The organism is Amphritea sp. GJ51-11 (assembly GCF_055808735.1).
Genome location: NZ_CM147881.1, coordinates 222,073 through 246,167, shown reverse-complemented (window position 1 = coordinate 246,167; position 24,095 = coordinate 222,073). Strand labels below are relative to the sequence as shown.

The window sequence follows — 24,095 nt, the reverse complement described above, 5'->3', positions numbered from 1 at the left end:
AGTAATCGAAACATTTGCACGTTAACAATTAGCGCGAGCAGATTGCTGACTATCAAGTCGGCAAGCTGCGAGCATAGAAATAATAGCGCCAACATTTTTGCCATCAACAGGCATACTTGCACCCAACCGCTTTACCCATACTTGCCCGGGCAAGTATGGGGGTGTTCGGCGGGTACCGACGACGGAATCCCCCGCAGCGACGGAGGAGCGGAGAGGGGTGAGAACCCCAGCCCTGAATGGAAATGGATGCGGAAAGGGTCAAGCTGGAACGGAAAAATTACGCAGTAATTTTGAGTAGAGCTTGACGCTTGGAGCAGCCATTGAAATGGCGGGCGCACCTTGAAAAGGTGCTTATTTGGGTGCAACAAACATATAAAATTGCCAGCTTAACCAGAAGATAGCTAATGTAAAAAGACAGCGGCTAAGCTTAGCACTCACTCATAAGCGCGGCTTCCACTATCGCCACCCACTGATCAGACATCATCTACGCATGGTCAAAATAGCTTAAATAATCGCAATATTTGAGTTTATTTACATATTATAAGCTAACACACCAATAGCATTCAGATGTACTAAAAACGTAAGCGGTCAGTTAACAACGTCTTGCAATGTGACATTCCAGGGTAGCAGTGCCTCGATTTGATCGATGCTTTTCGCTTTAGGCAGTTGCCCAAAGATATGGCGTAGGTATTGGTAAGGCTCCAGTTGATTGGCTTTCGCCGTTTCGATCAGGCTGTAGAGGTTGGCGCTGGACTTAGCACCCAGAACCGTGGCGCTGAAGAGCCAGTTTTTACGGCCGACCACGAAGGGACGGATCGCATTTTCTGCCGGATTATTATCAATGGCCAGGCGACCGTCTTTCGTGTAAACGGTGAGCTTATCCCAGTTTTTATCTAGATATGCCAGCGCTTTGCCGAGTACCCCCTTGGGTAACGTGCTGTACAAGGTATTATCCAGCCAGGCTCGGATCTTCTGAAGCTGCGGTACTGCCTCCTGTTGCCGGGTTTGATACCTTATTTCTGTACTTTCGGCTTTGATCTTTTTCTCGATGGCGTACAGTTTGCTAATCAAGCTGACGGCCATATGGGCTTTGCCCACTTTTTTATTTTTGCTGGCAGTCGCTTTCTGTACATCGATAAATTTGCGACGCACGTGCGCCCAGCACCCCAGCTGCGTGATAACCCCGTCCGAGCCCACGGCGTTGTAGCCGGCGTAATCGTCGGTTTGCAGGTAACCTTCATATCCCGCCAGTAACTGACAGGCGACCTCACCTTTACGGCTGTCCGCATAATGAAAGAGTCGTACCGGTTGCGTGGGTGGCCCGCCGACCCGCACCCACATGTAGGATTTACTGGAGGCCTCTTTATCAGGTTCTTTTAAAACCTGAACACTGGTTTCGTCGCAGTGCAGTACCGGATAGGCCAGCATCTTATCTTCTAATAAATTAAGCAATGGCTGGATCAGTTCACCTGCCTTGATCATCCAACTGGCCAGAGTGTTGCGAGGAATCTCAATACCGGAACGATTCAGTACCGCTTCCTGGCGATACAATGGCAATGCATCTTGGTATTTGCCGGTCGCAATATGAGCCAATAATCCGGGGCTGGCGTTACTTTTGGGGATGGGCTGTGGCGGCAGCGGCGCGGTTTTGACGCCGTCTTCACAGGCTGGACAAGCGTATTTTTTGCGCACGTTGACTAGTACCCGGATCTGCGCCGGAATGATGTCTAGTTGTTCACTGGTCGTTTCGCCGATCTCGGTGCGTTCATGACCGCAGGGACACTGCTTTTCAGGCTCGGACAGATCATGCTCAATACGCACGCGAGGCAGTTCCGCTGGCAGCGGTTTACGGCCGGGCTTGGCTTTTGGTGTTTTGGATTCGGTGTGCGCTGGCTCCACCTCATCTTCAGCAAGGTACGCCTCAACCACGACCGACAGCTCGGCTTCGTTGAACATGTCGTGCTGGTCGGGAGACTTTTCGCTACTGGCACCAAACTTCTTCAGTTTTTGCAGCCGCAGAGACTCTTCAAGCGCGGCGATGCGATTCGCCTGCTGCTCAATGATCTTTTTTAACGCCTCAAGGTCGTTTGGAAATTGTGTATTTACCGCGCTCATAGCGCGGATTTTAACATTGAATGCTCAGCTTACCGAGTCAAAATACAGGGGCTGATGAGGGCGATTGTTAAAAATATCGAAGCCATCTAATAGCCAGTTTAGCTCCTGACCGGTGAGGCTGAGTGTGTCTTCAGACTTGGGCCAGCGGAAACGCTGCTTCTCCAACCGCTTGTACCAGACGATAAAACCATTACGCTCCCAGCACAGCAGTTTAATTTTGTCGCGACCACGATTGCAGAACACAAACAGCGCATCCCTGCTGGGAGACAGCATCATTTCCTGCTCAACCAGCACGGACAGACCATCAATAGACTTACGCATGTCGACCGGTTCGGCATACAGGTAGACCTGCATACTGTCTGCGGGGCGAAGCATCAGTAGTCCTCCAGAGCGGCTCGACTCAGTAACGGTAATACATCGGCCAGAGTATGAACGGGCACTTCCAGGCGGATGCCATTAGGCAATGATACTCTGGCCTGTACATTTGGCTCCAGATCGACCGGTATGAATTTATGGCTGCGCTGGGTTTTACTCAAGCGGGTACGCCAATAGCCGAAGTTAGCGAGTTTCAGTCCGTGTTGCTTGCAATAGGCTGTCTGTGATTGTCCACTTCCTTGCCAACAGTCGATATGATTTTGCCAAAAAGTGCGTTTTTGTTCGGTCGTCATGGCGTTGCCCTCTGCTTACTGTGAGGGTGCAGGTTAGCGGGTAAGTCGCAAAGTTATTAGATGGGGTTTATTGATCGCTTACCTAAAAACAGCATTTTTTTGCTGTTTTAGCCATACACCCAAAATGATTATTTTAGTTAAAAATAAACACAACCTTTTGAAAATTAAGCACTATACTAGTTTGCAGCGACAAGGATTGTCGTCAAAAACACAATGATATGGAGTGTCACTATGAATGAAAAAACAAAAGAAGAATACAGAAAACTAGCAAAGCATTTTTACAAGAAAAATGGAATAGAAAAACCGACTGCTAAAACAGTTAGCGATGCGCTAAAACAGTGTGCAGCAGACTACCGACCAAACTATTGGCGTCGCCTACGTACTGCTCTAGCTCTCGTTGCAAAAGAAAGCGGCTTTTACAAAGCAGCCGATAAAATCAAAGCAACGAAGAACCCAATGACTTCCGATCCTAAACAGCGGAAGAACGTGAAAAAGAAACAGGCTCGTCAAAAATCAATCAAAGCTGCCGATGAACAGCAGCTGCTTAGTTACTTAGCTGATAATGAAGAGATAACCGTTTTTGCGGCAGTTACACTTGTTCGATACTTGGGGTGTCGACCCGCAGAACTTCGCCAACTAAAATTCATCAGTTCTCGCTACATCAATATCCCGTCTGCGAAAAAAACAAAAGATGGAATAAGAGGGTTAGACCGCCTCTTTGAGATAGAGAACAGTGCTTTATTCACACGCTTGAAGGAGCACCATCAACGCTTGATAAATGCCTCTTATGCAGACCCTGTCAGATATGTACAGAAGCGGCTTGATAACCTAACACACAAACTCTGGCCGAAACGTAAAGTGCGGCCAAGCCTTTATACTTGGCGACATCAGCTTGGTGCAGACTTAAAGGCAAGTGATATGCCGCCGGAGGAAATCGCAGCGATTATGGGTCATCAATCGGTTAGTAGCGTTGAAGTGTATGGGAATCCTCGTAGCGCTCAGCACTCAAGAAAGTACTTGAAGCCGGATAAAGCTATTGTTAAGCAGGTTCAAAAACGTAACCAACACCGCCTGACAAAACATAAAGATGAGTCAATCACGCTCAACAATATAAGCCGATGGATCAAGCAAAATCATCATGCAGCAAGGGGCCGGCCAAGGCCTGACATAGAGCCACATTGATAAAGATTTGTATATAGAAATTTAAGTCGTTAGACCGGCTCTCTAGGCGTCTCTTCGATAAATAAAATGATTCGTTCGTGCAGAACAGTTTTGTGGATAGATCACGAGAAAATTCTACTCCTAAGCACCGTTATCTTTCGGGGGGATTACCAGATCAATACCTTCTGGCACCGCCGTTACAATCAAGATACCGGCAATATATGGTTCAGAAAGCTGATATTTGAGCTGTTTGTAGAATGAAAACATACAGCGCGAATTCAACTTTAAATTGCAGCACTTTCGGATGCATTGGAAGAACTCTTCAAAAATATTCCACTACTGTTTAAAACCTATAAAACCAACCTAAAAAAAGAGGTGCCATGAAGGCACCCCAACTCCCCCTAGATGAAACAGGGGGCTCAGATGAAACGTTTATAAACCTAATGATTTATCAACATCATGCAGTACTAAGAGAATATCCATCTAATAAAATGGAACATTTGAGTTGCCCGTAAAATTACTGACTGCATCTTCATACTTTTGCAGTCATCTCTGGCAATACTTCAAAGAGATCAGTAACCAGGCCATAGTCGGCCACCTGGAAAATAGGCGCTTCTTCGTCCTTGTTAATAGCTACTATTACTTTGGACTCTTTCATGCCTGCAAGATGTTGAATTGCGCCGGAAATCCCCACAGCAATATAAAGATCTGGAGCAACAATTTTACCCGTCTGGCCTACCTGGTGATCATTGCTGATGAAGCCAGCATCTACAGCAGCACGAGAAGCACCTACTGCGGCACCTAACTTGTCAGCGAGAGACTCAACTAAAGTAAAGTTCTCACCACTACCCATCCCCCTACCACCAGAGACGATAACTCGTGCACTGGATAATTCAGGTCGCTCTGACTTACCTATTTCTTCTGTAAGAAAAGCAGACTCACTGGACTGAAAAACATGATCGCGGCGTTCAATGACAGCGCATCCTCCATCAGATACAACCTTGTCAAACGCTGAGGTCCGCACGGTGATGACTTTAACTGGATCAAGTGAGCGCACGGTAGCAATAGCGTTGCCAGCGTAGATCGGCCGTTTGAATGTATCAGGAGACTCAACTGAAATTATATCTGACAGCTGATTCACACCAAGTAACGCGGCCACGCGTGGTAAAAAATCCTTTCCTGTCGTGCCGGATGGAGTCAGTATATGACTATATCCATCAGCCAGATCAACAACTAACGAGGCCAGATTTTCTGCCATTCCCTTCTCGTAAGCAGGATTATCAGCTAGCAGAACTTTGGTTATATCTATAATCTTTGCAGCTTCGTTTGCTACCATCTGACAGCCTGAGCCTGCGACAAGGAGCGTAATATCGCCGCCTATCTGTTTAGCAGCATTAAGTGTGTTAAGCGTAACAGGACTCAAGGTCTGATTATTATGTACAGCGATCAGTAGAATAGACATATTTTATTCCTTAAATAACCTTGGCTTCATTTTTTAGTTTATCCATCAGCTCATCAACGCTTCCGACTTTTATGCCGGCCAGTCTCATTGTCGGGGCTTCGACTTTAAGTAGCTGAGTATGCTGCTTAAGTTCCACACCAAGTTCCTTAGCAGTCTTTATATACAAAGGCTTTTTCTTTGCTTTCATGATGTCCGGCATCTTAGCATAACGCGGCTCATTCAGGCGTAGATCGGTGGTAACGATAGCGGGGAGAGCCAGCTCTATAGTACGGAGTCCACCATCCACTTCACGAGTAATGATCGCCTTATTCCCCTCAATTTTGACTTCTGAAGCGAATGTACCCTGAGGCCGCCCGGTCAATGCAGCTAGCATCTGTCCGGTCTGATTATTATCGGTATCAATCGATTGTTTCCCCAGAATAACCAGACCAGGCTGTTCCGCCTCGACTACTTTGGCCAATAGTTTGGCTACGTTGAGCGGCACTGGCATCTCTTCTGTATCGATATGAATAGCTCTGTCAGCACCCAGAGCCAATGCAGTACGCAACTGTTCTTGAACGGCTTTAGGACCAACAGATACAGCGATTATTTCTGTTGCGCAGCCCGCTTCTTTTAAGCGAATCGCCTCTTCAACGGCTATCTCACAGAAAGGGTTTATCGCCATTTTCACGTTGGCAAGATCAACATCCGAATTATCTGATCTGACTCGTATCTTTACGTTGTAGTCAATAACGCGCTTAACAGTAACTAATACTTTCATTCTGATTTACCTACATTTAGACAGGTTTGGGAGATTTCGATACGTGGCTCAATGTTTGTGAAGTTAGGCAGGTCATCCATTACTCTGCTTGCCGCAGGGCCAAAACTTAGTTCAAAGCTTTCAATATTCTCGAAAATGAGCCCAGTTACAGCGACAAACTGAGGTGAGATGTTAGGTGTAGCTCCCGAAATTCCTTGCTCCACGGTAAGACCAAGACAAGCATCTCCCAACAGCGACTGCACCATCGGAATATGACTATCGCAGTAGTACTCCAGATTAAACTCCCCCCTTTCTGAGAGGGATACATTACCGTAACTTTTATCATTTTTACCCTTATCCAATTAGTTCACAAAGCGCTATGCCTTGATAATTTATGATTGTGCATATGCCTATAAATCAATGGAATGGAATAACCAGTACCGGTTTAGACACCTGGTTCAAAACCTTCTGTGTCTGAGAGCCAATCATCAACTTTTCTAGGCCCTGGCGACTGTGTGATGCCATCACCAGAATGTCGTAATCATTTGTATTGGCGGCATCGATAATGTAGCTGAAAGGGTTATCACCAATCAGGAGTATGGACTCAGCATCAACGCCAGCCTCCTCGGCCTTATCAACTGAATAGCTCAAAACTTCTCTGGCTCTTTGGGCGGCTCTATCTGAAAAATTCTCGGGAGACAGGGTGCGCTGCAAAGCCCCCTCACTGGTTGCCCCAAAGTCTTCACTGATAGTCAGAAACGTAATTCTAGATCCCATTTTTTGAGCCATCTCAACCGCATAGTCACAGAGTGAATATGCGAGTTCTGTCTGATCAAGTGGAACTAGCATGTGCTTAAACATGACTGCCTACTCCTTCTCTGATGCGTTTATGCTGGGTCCCGGTCAACGGTGATGGGTGGAGTAAGAAATGCCCTAAAGCGGGTATCAGGATCAGCGCCCCCAGCATGTTCCAGACAAACATGAATGCCAGCAGGATGCCCATATCAGCTTGAAATTTGATAGGTGAAAAGACCCATGTTAATACCGCTATACCCAAGGTGAGTCCCGTTAGAACGACAACCTTTCCGGTGAACAACAGAGCACGATAATAGGATTCGGATAAGCTAACTCCCGCCCTAAGATTTGAGAGCGTTACCGATAAAATATAGAGCGCATAATCCACCCCGATACCAACACCCAGTGCTATAACCGGCAAGGTCGCCACTTTCACACCAATGCCGAGGAACACCATTAGTGCTTCACACAGAATAGAGGTCAAGGCCAATGGAATTACCGCGCAAACCACTGCACGCCATGAACGAAAAGTGATGTAAGCCAGGATAGTCACCGCCGCATACACCAAAAGCAGCATTTGCAGATTGGCTTTACGTACGACAATGTTTGTGGCCGCTTCAATACCTGAGCTTCCCGCTGCCAACATAAATGTGGCATCGTCACTATTATGAGCAGACGCAAAGGCTTCAACTGTCTGAACCACTCGATCCAGAGTATCTGCGCGATGGTCTTTAAGATATGTATAGATGGTGAGCAAGTCACAGTTCTGGTTGAACAATTCTCGAGGGGCACGGGTCACGATCGAGTTGATCAATGACTGTGACCTGGGAATCTCATACCAAAGCAGACTTCCTTCATTCATCCCGACAGCAGCAGCCTTTGCCTGTGTCGCTAACGAACGGGTTGATTCGACTCCTGGCAACTGTTGAAGTTGCCATTCAAGCGCATCAACTTTGACTAAGGTTTCATACTTTGCACATTCATACTGAGGCGTTTTGACAATGGTGACAAAAATATCACTGCTGGTTGAGTAGTTTTGGCTGATGAATGCATTGTCCCTATTATAACGTGAATCCGGGCGAAGCTCTGGAGCACCCGCGTCCAGATCACCAATTTTCAGCTGCTGACTTACGACGATACCAGCCCCGGCCATTCCCGCACTGATTAACAACGCGAAGGTCGCCCATTTCCGTTGGGTAAACAGATCCAGGAAGTCCCAGAACTTATGTTTTTCGTGTGCAGCATCTGCCTTATCGGACAACTCTGATCTAAGGCTGCGAAGTGCGGCTATTTTTTCCACACCGGTGTATGACAGAAGAATGGGGAGAAGCACGAGATTGGTATATATCAGAACAGCCACACCTATACTGGCGGTAATAGCTAAATCTTTGATGACGGGAATATCTATCACCATTAGAACAGCGAAACCTATAGCATCAGCGCCCAATGCGGTCAGACCCGCTAAAAAGAGACGCCTAAAAGTGTAGCGAGCGGCAACCAGCCGGTGAGTACCTCGACCAATATCCTGCATGATACCGTTCATTTTCTGTGCACCGTGACTCATGCCGATAGCAAAGACAAGAAAGGGAACTAGAACAGAATAAGGGTCGAGGTCATAACCCAGGATAGGCAATAAGCCGAGCAACCAAAATACCGCGATCAGTGAGCAAGCTACAACTAATAGGGTACTGCGAATACACCGTGTGTACCAGTAAAGTACACAGACGCAGATCCCGATAGCGATAGCAAAGAAGCCCAGAACCTGAAGCAGTCCATCAATCAGATCACCAACTACTTTTGCAAAACCGGTGATGTGAATCCGGGTATTATCGGATTCATAATCACTGCGTAACTTCTCTAGTCGATTCGATAAACTGTGATAATCCAGTCGCCCTCCTGAATCATCACGTTCAAGCAGTGGCATGAAAATAATACTGGAGCGTAGATTACTAGCGACCAACTGACCGATCTCACCGGAGCGTTCAATATTAGCTTGAACCTGGGCCAAAGCTTGTGAAGTACCATCATAATCATCGGGCATAACCGGACCACCATCCAGTCCTTCTTCGGTTATCCCAACCCAACGAGTAGAGGGCGTCCATAGCGATTTCATGTAGGGTCGTTCAACTCCTTCTATGAGAAATACTTCATCATTGATTTTGCGAAGGGTCTTTAAATAATCAGCTTCGTAGACGGTGCCGTGTGTATTTTCTACGGAAATACGTATGGCATTACCCAATCCGGAGAGCTCAGTCCGATAATTGAAAAAATTTTCTATGTACGGATGACTGGTCGGAATCATCTTTTCAAATGATGCCGCCATCTGCAGGCGTCCCACCTGAGATACCAGAATCAGTGTCACAAAGAGGCAGAAGCCCATAACAAGAGCCCGGTTGTTGAACAACAAACGCTCCGCCAATGAACCCGAGTTTAAATTAAAATCGTTTATATTCCGGATAACCGGATGATCTGATTTAGAGTGTTTCACAACCTGTACTCTCTGAATGTTATTCGAGTGACTGACGCGATAGGTTGTTAATACCAGCAAGGATCAGGCTCTGATCTGCGGCTTCAACAAAATCGGCAATAGGTGATGTGACCGGAACCTCTCGCAAGTCGAATGTCAGCCCATCGTTACTGGACAATATATGACCCGACTCTTCGCCCAGAACGATCATTCTATCGGACAGCACTTGTCCTGATACAATTGAAGATTCTGGGAGATGAAGAGGGCTCCAGCTTATTCCATGATCAAGGCTTAGATATGCATGTCCCCTTAAGCCATAAGTGATAATTTTTTGCTCATCAATAGGTAAGATGCCAAACAGGGTTCCATGCCACTTAAGATCCTTTGCCTCAAAAGTAAGGCCACTATCCTTAGAGTGAAAAAACGCTCCCTGTTCGCCCACAATAAATATCTCATGACCAAGACTCACTACGTCGTATAGATGACGTTTACTCTCATCTGCAATACGGCCAATGATCGACTGCCAGGTCTGTCCACCATTCTCGGTCTTAAACGCGAGCCCATAGGCACCAGTAACAATGCCGTTTAGTTCATCAGTGAAATGAATACCTAGGAATGGCTTATCTGCCCCATCCTGAACCAGATAGTCAGACTGTCTTATTCTTTTCTTGTCAGTACCCTCTGCTTTGGCTGCCTCATTTTCAATGCTTGCGGCCCTATAACCATCAAGCTGGGTTATCCAATGCTCACCACCGTCGGAAGTCGCAAGAACGACTCCACTATGACCGATAGCCCATCCTTTGTGTTCATTAACAAAAAAAGCTTTGTCAGAGTAATGCTAACCGGAACAGCGGTTGCCTGGTGCCAATTTACACCGTTATCATCAGAGATAAGGATCACGCCTCTTTCTCCACAGGCAACCAAACGTTTTCCAGCACGAACAACAGAATTCATCAGCAATTTTGCTACCTGAGATGACTGAATACTGGGACTTGATATGGGGTCCAGTGCCATCTCTGAAGCTAAAGTTTGCACTGCAGGTAAAGCGAGTACAAAGCTGAGGGCAAGCCTCAACATACGATTAGTCATGGAAATTCCTTATATAACATAGTATCTGTGACAGCTTTGGAATGGCTGGCCTTATATAGCGAGCCATTCCCCGTCAGCTAAACTTATCGGAGACCGCTCGCGCCCAAGGAATCACCTGTAAAGAAACTGTTGGGCTTATCATCAACAACGCGGAAATACTCTTCATTGAAACACTGCGCGCAGCTGTAAGTATTAGCTTGCAGGTCATATACAAAAGTAGTATCTGACACGACGATAGGGTAATCAGGCTCTACTGTAGGTAGCACGAAAGATGCTCGCCACATTTTACCTTCTGCGTCGTATCCATCACTCATTGCCACTGCCCAGGTATCTTCATCAAAATAAAATGTTCGTTTAGGAATGACGTGGCGGCGGCCAGAGACTGTTGTAGCTTCCACAACCCAAACACGATGCTTTTCCCAACGCACTTTATCCGGATTAAAATGATAAGGTACTACAGCATCCTTTATCGGCGTCGCTTGGAACCTATTGGTGTTATAGGGAATGTACATCTCCTTCTTGCCAACCAGTTTCCAGTCGTAGCGATCTGGAGCACCATAGAAACCGATAACCTCATCAAAATAGTTAGCTCCTGATGCAACAAAGTCCGGTGTGTCATATCCCACGGTTGGCGCACGACGAACACGACGCTGCCCCACCAGGTATTGCCATGCCTGACGACTGTTATCAAGGTTAATGCTATCCCGGATAACCAAAGCCTCGCCGGCCTTGAAAGGCGGATCGGTGTTCACAAAACGTGCAAGCAAGTAGTCACCGTTCCAATCATTGGTGTTACCCGCACGTGAGTAATAGGGCGTCTGATTATTGTTTTCTGCACGCGTTGCAATAGTCCATTTGCCGTTTGCAGATCCAACAACGTTTTTCAGACCGAACTCAGTAGAGCTAATCCGGGCATGCAGGATATGATTCCAAATCACCTCTTCGCCTGATTTTGGTATTGGAAAAGGGATACCACCGAAGGCATTGACCACTTGACCACTTTCAGTCAACTCTGCTTGAGTCGCATTTTTAACTGTGTTTGCATAAACGTACTCCGGCGCCGCTGCCGTGCGGTGCGTTGGGTAGACGTCTATCCGAAAGGATGGAAATTTCTTGATCAAAGTTGCAGCGCCTTCGCTTAAATTATCTGCGTACTGATCAAGGTTAGCGGCGGTTATACTAAGCAATGGCTTTTCGTTCGGATACGAGTCACCGGCATGTCCAGTGGACTGTTTGGCTACCTTAGGTGCACTCTCGCCGGTCCAGGCTGGAATCGATCCGTCAGAATTACTTGAACGTTCAGCACCCAGCGGCGTAAGGGTTGTTTTCAGTTGAGCTGCTTCATCCGCAGTTACGGCGGCCTGTGTAAAGCCAGGTGTTGCGGCAACAGATAGGAAAATCGCCGCTAAAGCTGTTATTTTATAGTTTTTCATATTTTTATCCTCTTAACTTTTAAAACGATCGCTGCACTGTGAAGGTCATAAAATCCCGATCTCCATAGTACTGATCATAACTGGCATAGCTGCTGGCAGCCGCGTCAACAGACGGAAGCATTGGTGCAGGGCCGTCATCGCCAAAGTAGTGAGTGATATTGACACCAGCTTTCCATGTGCGATGAATATCAGCGTTGACACCTATCGATACGTCCCCACCATTCTCTGGCGCAATCTGAAATACGGCTGAACGCCCACTCAGGCCATAACCCAGGCCGATCGGCACCTGTAAATCAATACCAGGCATCACCTGGAAATACTCAGGCTGAAACAGAACTCTCAAACCTATGTGGTCTTGAGTATGAGTGGTGTTGAGTGCGGATATCCCTAGCCCATTAGGGTTATGAGTCACATCCATCAGGTGGTTGTACGCGATCTCACCAACCAAACTGGCACCATCCCATAGGGGGATTCGGTAAATACCGATATTGCGGAAAAGTTAAGATGAAAGGTATCGCCTCGTGCATACGGGGTATTGCGGTCATTATCAGCACCAACCATAGTACTGATCACCAGATCCCCAAGCGGAGCCAACGGTGTATTTTTACGCACAGACATCTCACCTGCGATATTAGTATCACCAACCACCGTGGAAAAACTTGCACCATATACACTGATATTCTTTGCATACATCAGACTATAATGCGGGTCCGCTAGGTTAGTCGCATCTAGAACAGGGATCGGCGCTTTTTCGTCGTATCTGACGGCATATAGACCATATTCCGTGTCACTAATTTTGAACTTCACCCGTGCACCGTAATTCCCTGAGTCACTTCCTTTCAGATCACCAGTACGAGGGGCGGGACCAAAAGGAGACAACAGGAGATCACTTCCATCGGAAACAAAATCTGCAGGCGCAAAATAACTACCTGCGCCAGGAAAACGAAACGGTTTCCAGTCATACTGGTAGTAAGCACCAACAGACACTTTTGAAGAGAGCTGGATATCGGTAGATAGCTGCCCCACAGGCATCGCAATCTCTTTGAATTGAGCATTTGGCAAAGAGAAAGCTTTTACCAGATCAATAGGCCCTTGTGCTGCAGCGATACCATTAGCGCCTAAAAATAAAGTTTCACCGTATAGTTGAGTGTGTTTGCCTGCACGAACCGTTATAGCGGATTCATCTCCCAACGAAAAACGCCCATATAAAAAAGCATCCAGAATTTCGGAATTCTGGCCCATAATGTCTTGAGCTTCAGACGGATTACGATTATTACTACCACCGGCCAGAGCTGCTTGTGTGTTCGGCACCCCTGAATCGGGGTAATCATTATAATCATCCATATAATGATCATCGTACCAAGCGGCACCTGAAACACGGAAACCGATATTTTTATAGAGAAGATCAAACTCTGAAAGAACATCCAGCCGATTATTAATCAATCCCTTATCATGAGAAAGGTCACCGAAATCGGTATTTGGCTGGTCTGTAACTGATGCACCATGGGCAACGTAGGTGTCAGGGTTCTCCAACCGCCAACCTGCCGTGTACTTAAAAGTATTGTCCCAACGAACTTTAAGATCAGGATTCCCTGTATTAATAGAAGTTGCTGATACATTTTCTATGAACCCAGACGTCAAAGCGGCGCCCACCGCCGTGGATAAAAGGCATTTTCTGATCAAAACACCTCTAGCTAAGTGCTTTTTGGGAGTAGTAGAAGTACTCATTAATGACTCCTTCATATGGACAGCAAATTTAAAACCTGCATCCGGATATTGTATTTATTATGTGGAGTATTAATTCTCGTTTTAGAGCGAGGCCTTGCCTATCCCTCATACCAGTGACATGGCTAGTTAAGGACAACGGGCATCGTCATTAAGTGCCTGGGTTGAATCACGAAGTCTATACTGTTAGTCGTACTCAACTATAAAAAAACGGCCCAATACAGGGCCGCATAAAAGCGAACGCATCTATCGGGCAAATGATTGACGCGCCGGTGAAATAATCAAAAACTGTTATGCGGACACTGAATCAATAACCAGCAAGTAAGCTCTACACTTAATAAAGTAAACGCCAACATATACGCTTTGAGAGTCAAAAACTCTCGCAGGCATCCGCTATAATTCAGGCCACTCATGCCATCGTAAAGCCCCCGTCGACAAACAATGTTTGCCCGGTAACATTGTCCGCACCTGACAGGTAAGTCACTGCCTCTCCAAGGTCTTCAGGGGATTGAGGTCTCCCGAGGGGCATATTGGCTTTAGCCAGAATATTCAGCACCTCTTGAGAGTCAGCACCCGCTATTTCAGAATACGCTGGGCCAAGATGGTCAGACCACATCGAAGAGTCAACGAATCCAGGGCAGACCGTGTTGACAGTGACGTTAAACTGCGCCAATTCCTGACACCAAACTTTAGTTAACCCCAGGACTCCGCTTTTAGTCGCTGCATAGGCGGACTGTAATGGCGCTGGACGAGCGGCAGCGACAGATGAAACATTGATAATTTTTCCTCGGCGCTGGGGTATCATCGTGGGCACAACAGCCTGGGCGCAGAGAAACGTTCCCTTTAAATTGACATCAATCACCCGATCCCAAGCATCTTCATCAAGTTCACATAGTGAGCCTAAGGCAATAATCCCTGCATTGTTTACCAATACATCAATCGAACCAAAGTGCTTCACAACGTTGTCGGCCAACTCGCGAGTAGCCTGCCGGGATGTTACATCCACAGCCACCGCGAAAGCGTGATATCCTTTCTGGGTCAGTTCCTCTGCAAAGCTATCGCAGAGTTTCTGATCAAGATCGGCAATAACCAGTTTCATGCCCTGGGCAGCAAGTGTTATGCAGATACCGCGACCAATAGTTCCAGTAGCACCTGTTACTATCGCAACACGTCCGTTAAGTTCCATCTTTACATTCCTTTAATTCTTAAGACAAAAGTATCTCTCTGATACGGCTGCCTTTAACCTGTCGTGTATCCACCATCAACGGTATAAGCGCTGCCGGTCAGCATTGAGGCATCGACCGAACCGAGGAAAGCAACCATATCAGCCACGTTTTCGGATGTAGCGCAGCGACCTAAGGGGTGCAATGCATCAAGAGCGGCCCACTGCTCTTCATCCTGGAGTGCGGCCTTGGTTAATGGCGTCCGAATAAACGTCGGACAAACCGCATTTATTCTTACCCCATATTTCCCGTATTCAAGTGCGGCTGATCGTGTAAGACCCAATACCCCGTGTTTAGCTGCAACGTACGGACTTATATCAGCAACACCAACCAACGATGTGATAGAGGCCATATTAATAATAACACCTCCGTTCTCAATCATATGTGGCAGTTCAAATTTCATACTATTGAAAACTCCTGTGAGATTTACATCTATTACACGGGACCAGGTTTCAAAGCTTTGCTCAGCCAATGGCGCAAATGGGTTACCAACTCCGGCATTATTGACTGCCATATCCAACTGGCCAAAAACGTCTATGAGTTCATCTATTGCTTTATGCAACTCATCTGGGCAGGTGACATCTGCTTGCAAAGCAATCGCTTTCCCGCCATTAGCAACAATATTACGCACAACACGTTCCGCCGCTTCAGCGGAGTAATCCAGTACTGCAATCGAAGCACCTTCTTCCGCCAAACGCATACAGATCGCTTCACCTATTCCAGAGCCACCACCCGTAACGAGCACTGAACGCCCGTCATAACGAACACTATAGTTTTTGCTTTTCATAATACTCCCAGAAGCAGGTAGGATGACACGATTCATAGGTTCATGAATCGCGACTGGGGTAAACAGTATTAGCCGATGATATCTACCATCTCTCCGGCAACATTCTGGGTTCTCAGTTCAGCATGAAGCTCACGCACACCAACAACATAAGCGGCTGGTACCATGCCTGTTGCTCGTTGCTGTCCACGCAGTAAAGTATCGATAACAAATGCACCAATAGAACCGGTTCCGACATAACCAAACGCGACACCCGGCAGGGAAATTGACTTCATACTAGTGCGCCCCCGACCATGGCAGGTGATCAATCCACGATGAATATCGAAGTCTTCACGGGGTGGTTCTTCTTGAGGGGCAATCTCCATCGCCCAGCGATTAGTAGCCTCTTCCTGTTCTTCCGGTGACCGATGCTGATAATCATTGGCAAACTCTTTCATACGTGTAGTAACGAGATCCATGAGTGCCTGATTTCGGAATGTTACAAGCGTGGAGCAATTAATGACTCGCTCATCACCTTCAAACCAGACAGACTCACCACCACCACTCCAAGGCAGTCCAGTTAAAACCTCATGAATACCCGGCACCACCATGCTGACACCACCGATCGGCCAGGCGACTCGCTCGCTGTTCTGTAAATGATATTGCGGTTGGCAGCACATACGCATGAACGACAAAGTAGAAGAGACTGATGGAACACCTGACAGCGTATAGGTAATATCCAGCGAGTCTATATCACCGTTTTCCAGTACCATTTCTGATACCATCAAGCCAAGATTCCACATTGCCGATGTCGCTGGTAACAGCACTAGCCCTTTTTCGGCAAACCGTTCACTGTATTCTGACTTCAGGAGATACATCCAGTCCTGTTCACCGGTGCAGTCAAGATAGTGACAGCCCGCCGCCAACGCAGCTTCCACTACCGGCTTACCAAGTTGCATATACGGCCCTACCAGATTGTGAACGACCTCTTTTCCAATAAACAGTTTGGTCAGAGACTCTTGAGTATGCTCGACTGCAACCACCTCATATTCGGCGCCGTCCAGCTCTTCCATTGCACCTAACTGTTGCTCCAGCCGCTCTTTATTTCGGCCAGCAGCAATGAAGGGGATCTTTCTCTCAGCTAGCTTCCAGGCCACATGTTTTCCTGTGTAACCACTTGCACCATAGATAACTACTTTGGGTGAGTTCATAATTATTACCTTTCACTTATTATTTTTGGATAAGGGGTAAAGAGGCATACAATGCCTTTTACTTTTCAGCGCCCATTTAAGTCGGAATAGATACGCTCAGAGCCCTGGCTAAATTGTTGCTGAAGGAACCGGGTCTGAACTTTCTCAGTAGCTGTTTTAGGCAGCTCTTCGAGGATATGGATATATTGTGGAATCATGTTATTTTCCAGCTTTCCGCGACACCATTCGAAGACTGACTGAGGATCAAAACAACTACTGTTTTCGGGGATAATAGCAACAACTATATCGTTCTCGCCGGGTGCACCGGATGCCGCAGGGACACCATAGACTGACAAGTCACTGACATTAGGGTGCTCTGCGACAACCTTCTCCAGAAAGGCTGGATTAATAAAATCACCATTGTGCCGAATGCCCCCGCCTTTGCGATATTGGTAGAATACCCAGCCCTCAGCATCCATGATCACGACATCCCCGGAGTGTAGCCACCCTCCCAGCGTTTTAGCCTCTGATGCCTCAGAATTATTGAAATAATCGACTTTCGCAGAGGAACCATCGGCAGGCTTAAACAATATTTCTCCGGGAGTACCAGGGGGACTTCCTGCCCGTCATCGTCCACAACCTTGGAAATCAGCATAGGTGGAACCTTACCGCAACTGCCAACAGGGCCTTCGCCAGGAGGATTGATGGTCATACCACCTTCCATTGCGCCATAGAACTCGAATATTTCAACATCAAAGCGCTTAGCAAAATCATTCCACAGAGCACCAGGCATACCTGCGCTAATCACCAGGCGTATGGAATTGTCATTATCGCTTTCCTTCGGAGGTTCACTATAAATTGCGGTAACCATTCCACCGAGCAGTGAAAAGGTTGTGCATCTGTAATGACGAATAATCTCCCATAGACGTGATTTGGTGAATCGTTGGCTGATAACCGCTCTTAACCCCATTTTCAACGATGGAGCAAGCGTCAAAAACTGAGCATTGCCATGGGTCAGGGATAAACCTGTATAGGGACGGTCATCACCCTTATAACCAAACACCGATTCCCCCTGATTTGCAACAAAACCAAATCGGGCATTACGAACTATCACCCCCTTAGGATCACCGGTAGTCCCGGAGGTATACATGATCTGCATAGGGGAAAAATCATCGTTTGCCTGAACCTCAAGTTCAGGGACCGGACCTTTTAGTGCCTCAGTTAATGAAACTGGCGTAATCGATGAGTTGGTCTCGGGAACCCAATCACTTCCCACAACATAAGCAAGCACCAGACTTGACACTTGCTCAACACACTCCAACAGAGTGGATAAGGAATAATCTGCACAGACAATACCGAGACAGCCAGCATCATTTAGCATGAACGCCAACTTCTCGCCCTTTGTACGTGGATCGATAGGCACCATGACAGCTCCCAAAATCGATCCAGCGATCATTGTTTCGACAAACTCAGGATGATTCTGCATCAACAGTGCGACTCGGTCGCCTGCTTGAATACCTTTATCTTTTAAAGACTTCGCAATACGTTGACTGTTATTCCACAGCTGTTGATATGTACGAACCTCTTCCTCCAACCCAACGCCAACAAATGTCAGCACATCCAGATCTGGATCTCGCTCGACACCCGCAGCCACAATATTTGCAACAATGTTCATGTTTTTCATAATTACTTTCCACTATTTAGCAAGAATGGTGACAATGAGTGCAGCAACGCTGTCTCTTACAAATCCACCACCATTCTCAGCCAATCCTATCGTCGCCCCTTCAACTTGCCGGGGACCAGAACGGCCTTGTAGCTGCTCTGTCAGTTCTACGATCTGAGCAATACCTGTCGCACCAATAGGGTGGCCTTTACGCAGCAGCCCGCCTGATGTACTGACAGGGATACGACCGCCCAGTCGAGTGGCTCCTGATTCAACCAAAGGACCTCCTTCACCCTTAGCACATAGCCCCAGATACTCTGTGTGAATAATTTCAGATGGCGCTGATGCATCATGAAGCTCAACAACGCTGAGGTCTTCAGGCCCGATACCCGCCTCTTCATAAGCCTGAGCAATGGTTGTTTCAAACACTGTAGCTTCACTCTCGCCTTCACTGAAGTCCCAACCGGTTTTGAAGGCAGAAGAGAGCACGCGTACCGGTTTATTCAGTCCCATTTCGCGTGCCTTTCGCTCACTGATAATAATCACAGCCGCGGCACCATCCCCAATCGGGGAGCACATCGGCAGTGTCAGTGGGTATACGATTTCCCGCGCAGATAACACCTGTTCTACGGACACAACATCGCGAAATTGAGCACGAGGGTTCATGCTTCCATGGAAAGAGTTTTTGGCAGAGACTGCTGCGATCTGCTCCCGCGTGGTGCCATACTTCTTCATATGATCTGCAGTCATCATGGCGTAAATATCCATGAACACTGAACGCTGACCGCCCTGTGTTACGGTCATACCGGCAGCTTGCATACGTATATCAACGGTTTTTTCTAGCTCTGCCTGAAGCTCAATATCTGCAGCACCGGCAAATACCGAAAAACTTTTAGCCTTATCTTCGTGTACGAGTTTTTCGTATCCACAGGCAAGCACTATGTCATAAGCTCCCGCGGTCACCATTGCGACAGCCTGATTGAAGGCGGTTGAGCCCGTCGCACAGGCATTCTCCACATTAACTACTGGAATTCCCCCAATGCCCACTTCTCGTAACACAATCTCACCAGGAACACAGATCTGCCCAGTAATGACTGCTGCTGCATTTCCCATATAGGCCGCTTGCAACTCCCCGGGGGAGATACCAGCATCATTTAATGCCTGACGAATAGCCTCGCTTGCTAGCGACTTGAGATTTCTACTCATATGGTTACCGAATGTAGTCATTCCGGTTCCCGCTATAATCGCATTAGATTTCATAAAAACTCCTTAATTAGTCTGGTTATAAAGCACAATTCAAAGCAGATCAGGGTCAATCATGTTAAATCCTGCTTTGATAGCCAGAAGATCGTTACAGCCATCCTCAATCATAGATGCACGGGCATCACGAAGAATCTTTTCGATCTGATACTCCTTGGTCAGTCCGTTACCGCCAAAGATTTGCAGGGCTTCGCTTGCTACTTCAAACGCTGTTTGAGTTGCGGTGATTTTTGCCGCCATTGCAGACTGCAGCGCAGGAATTTCAGCTGTACTATTATGCAGAGACACCCGCTGAGCGAGGGCTCTTGATGCCTCAATTTTTCTAAACATATGGAAAAGACGGGAAGCAACAGCCTGATGGCGAATGATAGGTACACCGCCCTGTTTCCGCTCATGCGCATATTCAAATGCCATCTCATAGGCTGCGCGTGCAGCACCTGTCCAGATACACGCCATCTGACTATTAGCTTCAGCGTGAATGAAGTAAACCGCACGTTGGTAGTCTTCCGGACCCGCGACAATATAGTCAGTCGTTAACTCGACATTATCAAAATACACTTCCCCTTGTGGTAAAGCGCGCTGCCCCATCTTATCCAATGGCTTTCCTCGAGTGACTCCGGGAACATCCATTGGAACTAATACACACACTCCATGCGTAGTATCTGCACCATCACCTATATCTGCAGAGCAATACAGAACACAAACCTCAGCTGTAGGAGCATTGGATACCCATGCCGCTTTCTGGCCGCTAATAGTCACCTTATCGCCGCGAATTGTTGCTACGCAATTAGGGCGGCCATAGCTTCCTTCCGCATGGAATGCCTGACGACTAACATCAAGTGAATCACTTCCGTGATCTGGCTCCGTAATTGCCCAACACCCCCGGAGAGTGTCCGGGAAGCGCTCGATAAGAAACTCTCGATTAAATGCAAGGGCCATTAACGGCGGTAGAGAACAGGCTCCGTAGATGATAGAAAGCCCGCCATCACCCCACCCCATCTCTTCCATTACAATCGGAAATAACCGCCCACGCTCTTCTGGCGACAACTCCATAAAAGTGCGCGGTGTAATTTCAAGCTTTTTCAGTTCTTCAAGATAAGTCCAGTAAGGTGAGCCTTCTGCAATAACCTCTTCAGGACTTAGCTTATCCAGGGCAACTCCGGTGGGGCGCATAACTTTTTCAGCAAAGGAGTGAATAATGTCACGCATACTTAACTCAAGTTCTGATAACTGCGCATCAGCCCCCGTATCGGGGAGTTTTACCTGAGGCTTCAACGGCCATGTGAAGGGTGGGCGGTCTGGGCGGTGTTCAGAACTCATTGAGTCTGCTGCCATGTCGGTATGCATATATAACTCCTTAATAATTTTTTATTGTTGATGCTGCGTCTTCCATATGGCATAGCAAGTCGCTATAACGAAAAATGGAATAGTTCGGTGTTGGCTCAATTCTGCGATAAGTAAGCGGACTCGAACAATCACTTAAACCAGTGACATCGACTAAGAAGGAGGTATGCTACAATTCAGCTCAGTGATTAAAACGTTTTTGATGAGCATATAAAATAATAATAAAGCGATTTTTCATAACATGGACAATAATAACAAGGCACATACAGCCCAAAACACCGTAAATCAGGTAACTATCCCTCGCTTATTAATGGGTAAACTGATCGCTCCATATCAGACGATGGATGCTATTTTACGCACAAAGCTAATTGAAGAAGCCCTACAATCGGACAAACGTATTACTCTCTTGGTTGGCCCTGCCGGTTTCGGCAAATCAATGGCTATGGCTCAGATTTATCAGCAGGTTACTCAGCATAAGATACCGGCAAGCTGGCTTACCTTAGACCAACGAGATAACGATTTGGGCCGGTTCCTTGCATATCTAAACCAAACAGTTTCCCGACTATTACCATCAGATATTCCACCGCCTCCAAGCCTCAGAACATCGGGGCCCGGAGAGTATTTCGGGATGAGAAATGACGTTACTTCAATAATCAATTTGCTATCTGATACTCCATATCCGTTTTATCTCTTCATCGATGAATTGGAACACATACAAAACATGGATGTACTCCAGGTAATTCAGGATTTATTGGACTATCTTCCCAGTGAACATAAGATAATAATCAGCTCACGTTCTATTAATCAGCTATCTATCTCGTCGCTTGAACTATCTGGCCAACTACAAAAAATAGAAGTTTCTAAACTTCGTTTCAATTTCGAGGAAGTTAAACAGCTTTTCAGTCATCAGTCTAACCACTCACTATCCGATGAAGAGATCGAACTTATTATATCTCGTACTCAGGGCTGGGCGGCAGGCTTACGTTTGTTCCTCTTATCAATGCAGAATCAACCAGATTACGCTAGCTGGCTGGCATCCTTATCGGTAACAAATGAGAATGTAGCGCGCTATCTGGCTGAGAATGTGCTTTCTAAGTTGCCTGAAAAAGCTCGAAAATTTTTATTGTATTCCAGTGTTCTGGAACAATTAAACAGTGATCTTTGCGATTATGTTCTGGAAAAGACGGATAGTAATGACTATTTGAAAATATTTGAAGAGGGTAATCTTTTTCTCTCTAAAATGAACCAACCTTTGGAACCAAACGCTGAATCTTACAAGTTTCATTCGTTATTCAGAGAGTTCTTATATCAACAACTTATTAAAGAAAATAAAGGCCTCATACCTATTTTAAATCGTCGTGCTGCAGAATGGTTTTATGGACGAAAACGTTTCAGGCTCGCAGTTGATCATGCGCTTCAATCTGAAGATATTCAATTAGCTGCCACGATGATGAACCATTGCATCATAGGACTGGTCGAAGTTGCACAATTAGAAACTGTCGCCCACTGGGTAGATACTCTGCCCCCTGAGGTATCAAGCACATTTATTAATATTCAGAGAGCTAAAGCCTATTCAATGATCGCTTTACACCGATATGAAGAGGCAGAAAAGGCGTTAAACCAATACAGTAAACTTGCATTAGTAACAGATGATGATGTATCACTGGAAGTATTGGTTCAGCTCGCTCTTTTACACGAATTCAGCGATAGGCATGACCTTTCTGCCAAAGAGATCGAGCAGTTTCCAGATAATATTAAAGATAATGACCCACTTCTGGTGAGTATTGCTCACAATATTTCTGCATATCACTATATAGCAAACAGTCGATTTGAAGCGGCCCTAAGCTCATTAAGTTGCGCCAAAAAAGCCTACGAAAATTCAAAATCTCGCTCTTGGTCTAAAACCTATTCATATTGCTTTGAAGGCTTAATTGAACTTCTTCATGGAAACTTAGACGCTGCCAACGTCTTTTTTGAATCAGGCAAGAAAGGGGCAATAGGTGCAGCGTACAGCATAGCATCTGCTTTCATTGCAAAATCACTTTACGAATCGGATGATCTACTGGGAGCATCCAGTCTTATTAATGAGCACATTAAAACGATAAGAGATACAGCCGATATTGATAGCATCATTATGACATACCGCCTGGCAGCTCGATGTGCATTCATGGATGGAGACAATCACACAGCAGACACCTTATTATCAGAGCTGGGGGATATTGGAGATAGACGCGGAGCTAGCAGAGCAAAAGGCTCAGCCTGGCTGGAAAAGTACCGATTAAGTTTGCTTAGAGGCAACTTCGATTCCGCACGTCGCTACCTAGACTTAGGGAGTAACACTAAAATATGGGAACCACACGCTAAACTGGACCTGTTTTCTAACGAGTTTGAAAACTATGATACCGCGCCAATTAGGTTATCACTTGTTACTGGCAAGCCTGATAATAAGATTATTGAAAAATTACAAAATCAGATAACAGATGCAACAGAAAAGCAGAGGCTCTATTGCAGAGCACATCTGCAAAATATGCTTGCTCAAGCCTATTTCATTAACAATAAGCTTTCAGAGTCGCTGGAGACTTTCCAAACAGCTCTTCTGTTTTGTGAAAAACACGGTCTTATCCGTGTTCTAGCCGATGAGCCTTGGTATCTCCCAGATATTATCACTCAATTCAAATCCAGCCTTAGATCCGTCAGTACTTCGTATTTAGACAAACTATCCAAAGCTATAAATAAATCCAATTTTAAGGAGTTCAATAAAGCAAAAGCTGTTGTTTATGAAAACCCTCTTACTCCTAGGGAAACCAGTCTCCTCAAACTAGTGAGTGATGGTCGCTCGAACAAAGAGATTGCACGGTTACTGGATATATCTGGAAACACTGTCCAAACCCACCTGAAACGCATAAACCTTAAATTAGAGACGAATAATAGGACACAAGCGGTTACCTGTGCACGAAAGATTGGGCTGATCGGATAAGGTAAACCACCTCCGGTAATT

General features: G+C 46.4%; 22 protein-coding genes. 2 read left to right on the top strand and 20 right to left on the bottom strand.

The genetic code is table 11. The annotated features are described in order from the left end of the window. Nucleotides 1-588 precede the first annotated feature (588 nt). The 3 genes from tnpC to tnpA are packed head-to-tail and all read right to left on the bottom strand — an operon-like array spanning nt 589 to nt 2,783. Complete coding sequence (gene tnpC, locus AC0L4K_RS01065; protein ID WP_473267106.1) at nt 589-2,115, bottom strand: IS66 family transposase; 1,527 nt, start codon at nt 2,113-2,115, stop codon at nt 589-591. Nucleotides 2,116-2,139: 24 nt separating this feature from the next. Beyond that, on the bottom strand, nt 2,140-2,490 hold the full coding sequence (tnpB, locus tag AC0L4K_RS01060) for an IS66 family insertion sequence element accessory protein TnpB (RefSeq protein ID WP_473267105.1): 351 nt from the start codon (nt 2,488-2,490) through the stop codon (nt 2,140-2,142). After that, nucleotides 2,490-2,783, bottom strand: a complete 294-nt coding sequence (tnpA, locus tag AC0L4K_RS01055; RefSeq protein ID WP_473267104.1) for an IS66 family insertion sequence element accessory protein TnpA — start codon at nt 2,781-2,783, stop codon at nt 2,490-2,492. Before tnpA ends, tnpB begins: the two co-directional genes overlap by 1 nt. 231 nt (nt 2,784-3,014) lie before the next feature. Here tnpA and AC0L4K_RS01050 point away from each other — a divergent pair, with 231 nt between their 5' ends. Beyond that, nucleotides 3,015-3,965 (top strand): hypothetical protein, encoded by a 951-nt coding sequence (locus AC0L4K_RS01050; RefSeq protein WP_473267946.1) that lies wholly within the window; start codon nt 3,015-3,017, stop codon nt 3,963-3,965. A gap of 511 nt (nt 3,966-4,476) precedes the next feature. Here the strand turns inward: AC0L4K_RS01050 and AC0L4K_RS01045 are convergent. From AC0L4K_RS01045 to AC0L4K_RS00965, 17 genes are all read right to left on the bottom strand, one after another. Beyond that, nucleotides 4,477-5,406, bottom strand: a complete 930-nt coding sequence (locus AC0L4K_RS01045) for an electron transfer flavoprotein subunit alpha/FixB family protein (RefSeq protein WP_473267945.1) — start codon at nt 5,404-5,406, stop codon at nt 4,477-4,479. Nucleotides 5,407-5,416: 10 nt separating this feature from the next. Then, nucleotides 5,417-6,166: an electron transfer flavoprotein subunit beta/FixA family protein gene (locus AC0L4K_RS01040; RefSeq protein WP_473267944.1), complete on the bottom strand. Its 750-nt coding sequence runs from the start codon at nt 6,164-6,166 to the stop codon at nt 5,417-5,419. Beyond that, entirely contained in the window at nt 6,163-6,507 is a 345-nt protein-coding gene (locus AC0L4K_RS01035; RefSeq protein WP_473267943.1) for an EthD family reductase, read from the bottom strand. The genes AC0L4K_RS01040 and AC0L4K_RS01035 overlap by 4 nt, the downstream gene beginning before the upstream one ends. A gap of 55 nt (nt 6,508-6,562) precedes the next feature. Next, a complete protein-coding gene (locus AC0L4K_RS01030; RefSeq protein ID WP_473267942.1) occupies nt 6,563-7,006 on the bottom strand; it encodes a universal stress protein in 444 nt (147 codons plus the stop codon). Further along, a complete protein-coding gene (locus tag AC0L4K_RS01025) occupies nt 6,999-9,428 on the bottom strand; it encodes an efflux RND transporter permease subunit (RefSeq protein ID WP_473267941.1) in 2,430 nt (809 codons plus the stop codon). Before AC0L4K_RS01025 ends, AC0L4K_RS01030 begins: the two co-directional genes overlap by 8 nt. A gap of 19 nt (nt 9,429-9,447) precedes the next feature. Beyond that, nucleotides 9,448-10,050: a WD40/YVTN/BNR-like repeat-containing protein gene (locus AC0L4K_RS01020; RefSeq protein WP_473269189.1), complete on the bottom strand. Its 603-nt coding sequence runs from the start codon at nt 10,048-10,050 to the stop codon at nt 9,448-9,450. Between the two features lie 92 nt (nt 10,051-10,142). Continuing rightward, nucleotides 10,143-10,496 (bottom strand): hypothetical protein, encoded by a 354-nt coding sequence (locus AC0L4K_RS01015; protein ID WP_473267940.1) that lies wholly within the window; start codon nt 10,494-10,496, stop codon nt 10,143-10,145. 83 nt (nt 10,497-10,579) lie between these two features. Further along, nucleotides 10,580-11,929, bottom strand: coding sequence for a DUF1329 domain-containing protein (locus AC0L4K_RS01010; RefSeq protein ID WP_473267939.1), 1,350 nt, complete (start codon nt 11,927-11,929; stop codon nt 10,580-10,582). 19 nt (nt 11,930-11,948) lie between these two features. Then, nucleotides 11,949-12,377, bottom strand: a complete 429-nt coding sequence (locus AC0L4K_RS01005; protein ID WP_473267938.1) for a DUF1302 family protein — start codon at nt 12,375-12,377, stop codon at nt 11,949-11,951. Further along, a complete protein-coding gene (locus AC0L4K_RS01000; protein ID WP_473267937.1) occupies nt 12,347-13,657 on the bottom strand; it encodes a DUF1302 domain-containing protein in 1,311 nt (436 codons plus the stop codon). The genes AC0L4K_RS01005 and AC0L4K_RS01000 overlap by 31 nt, the downstream gene beginning before the upstream one ends. Before the next feature lie 406 nt (nt 13,658-14,063). Further along, complete coding sequence (locus AC0L4K_RS00995) at nt 14,064-14,840, bottom strand: SDR family NAD(P)-dependent oxidoreductase (RefSeq protein WP_473267936.1); 777 nt, start codon at nt 14,838-14,840, stop codon at nt 14,064-14,066. Between the two features lie 53 nt (nt 14,841-14,893). Next, nucleotides 14,894-15,664 (bottom strand): SDR family NAD(P)-dependent oxidoreductase, encoded by a 771-nt coding sequence (locus tag AC0L4K_RS00990; protein ID WP_473267935.1) that lies wholly within the window; start codon nt 15,662-15,664, stop codon nt 14,894-14,896. Nucleotides 15,665-15,732: 68 nt separating this feature from the next. Then, nucleotides 15,733-16,851, bottom strand: a complete 1,119-nt coding sequence (locus AC0L4K_RS00985; protein WP_473267934.1) for a DUF5938 domain-containing protein — start codon at nt 16,849-16,851, stop codon at nt 15,733-15,735. Between the two features lie 65 nt (nt 16,852-16,916). Beyond that, complete coding sequence (locus AC0L4K_RS00980; RefSeq protein ID WP_473267933.1) at nt 16,917-17,309, bottom strand: AMP-binding enzyme; 393 nt, start codon at nt 17,307-17,309, stop codon at nt 16,917-16,919. A 2-nt stretch (nt 17,310-17,311) separates the two neighbouring features. Beyond that, entirely contained in the window at nt 17,312-18,514 is a 1,203-nt protein-coding gene (locus AC0L4K_RS00975) for a class I adenylate-forming enzyme family protein (RefSeq protein WP_473267932.1), read from the bottom strand. A 12-nt stretch (nt 18,515-18,526) separates the two neighbouring features. Then, a complete protein-coding gene (locus tag AC0L4K_RS00970) occupies nt 18,527-19,753 on the bottom strand; it encodes a thiolase family protein (protein WP_473267931.1) in 1,227 nt (408 codons plus the stop codon). 36 nt (nt 19,754-19,789) lie between these two features. Next, entirely contained in the window at nt 19,790-21,100 is a 1,311-nt protein-coding gene (locus AC0L4K_RS00965; RefSeq protein WP_473267930.1) for an acyl-CoA dehydrogenase family protein, read from the bottom strand. Between the two features lie 238 nt (nt 21,101-21,338). Here AC0L4K_RS00965 and AC0L4K_RS00960 point away from each other — a divergent pair, with 238 nt between their 5' ends. Then, complete coding sequence (locus AC0L4K_RS00960; RefSeq protein WP_473267929.1) at nt 21,339-24,074, top strand: helix-turn-helix transcriptional regulator; 2,736 nt, start codon at nt 21,339-21,341, stop codon at nt 24,072-24,074. Nucleotides 24,075-24,095: the final 21 nt, after the last annotated feature.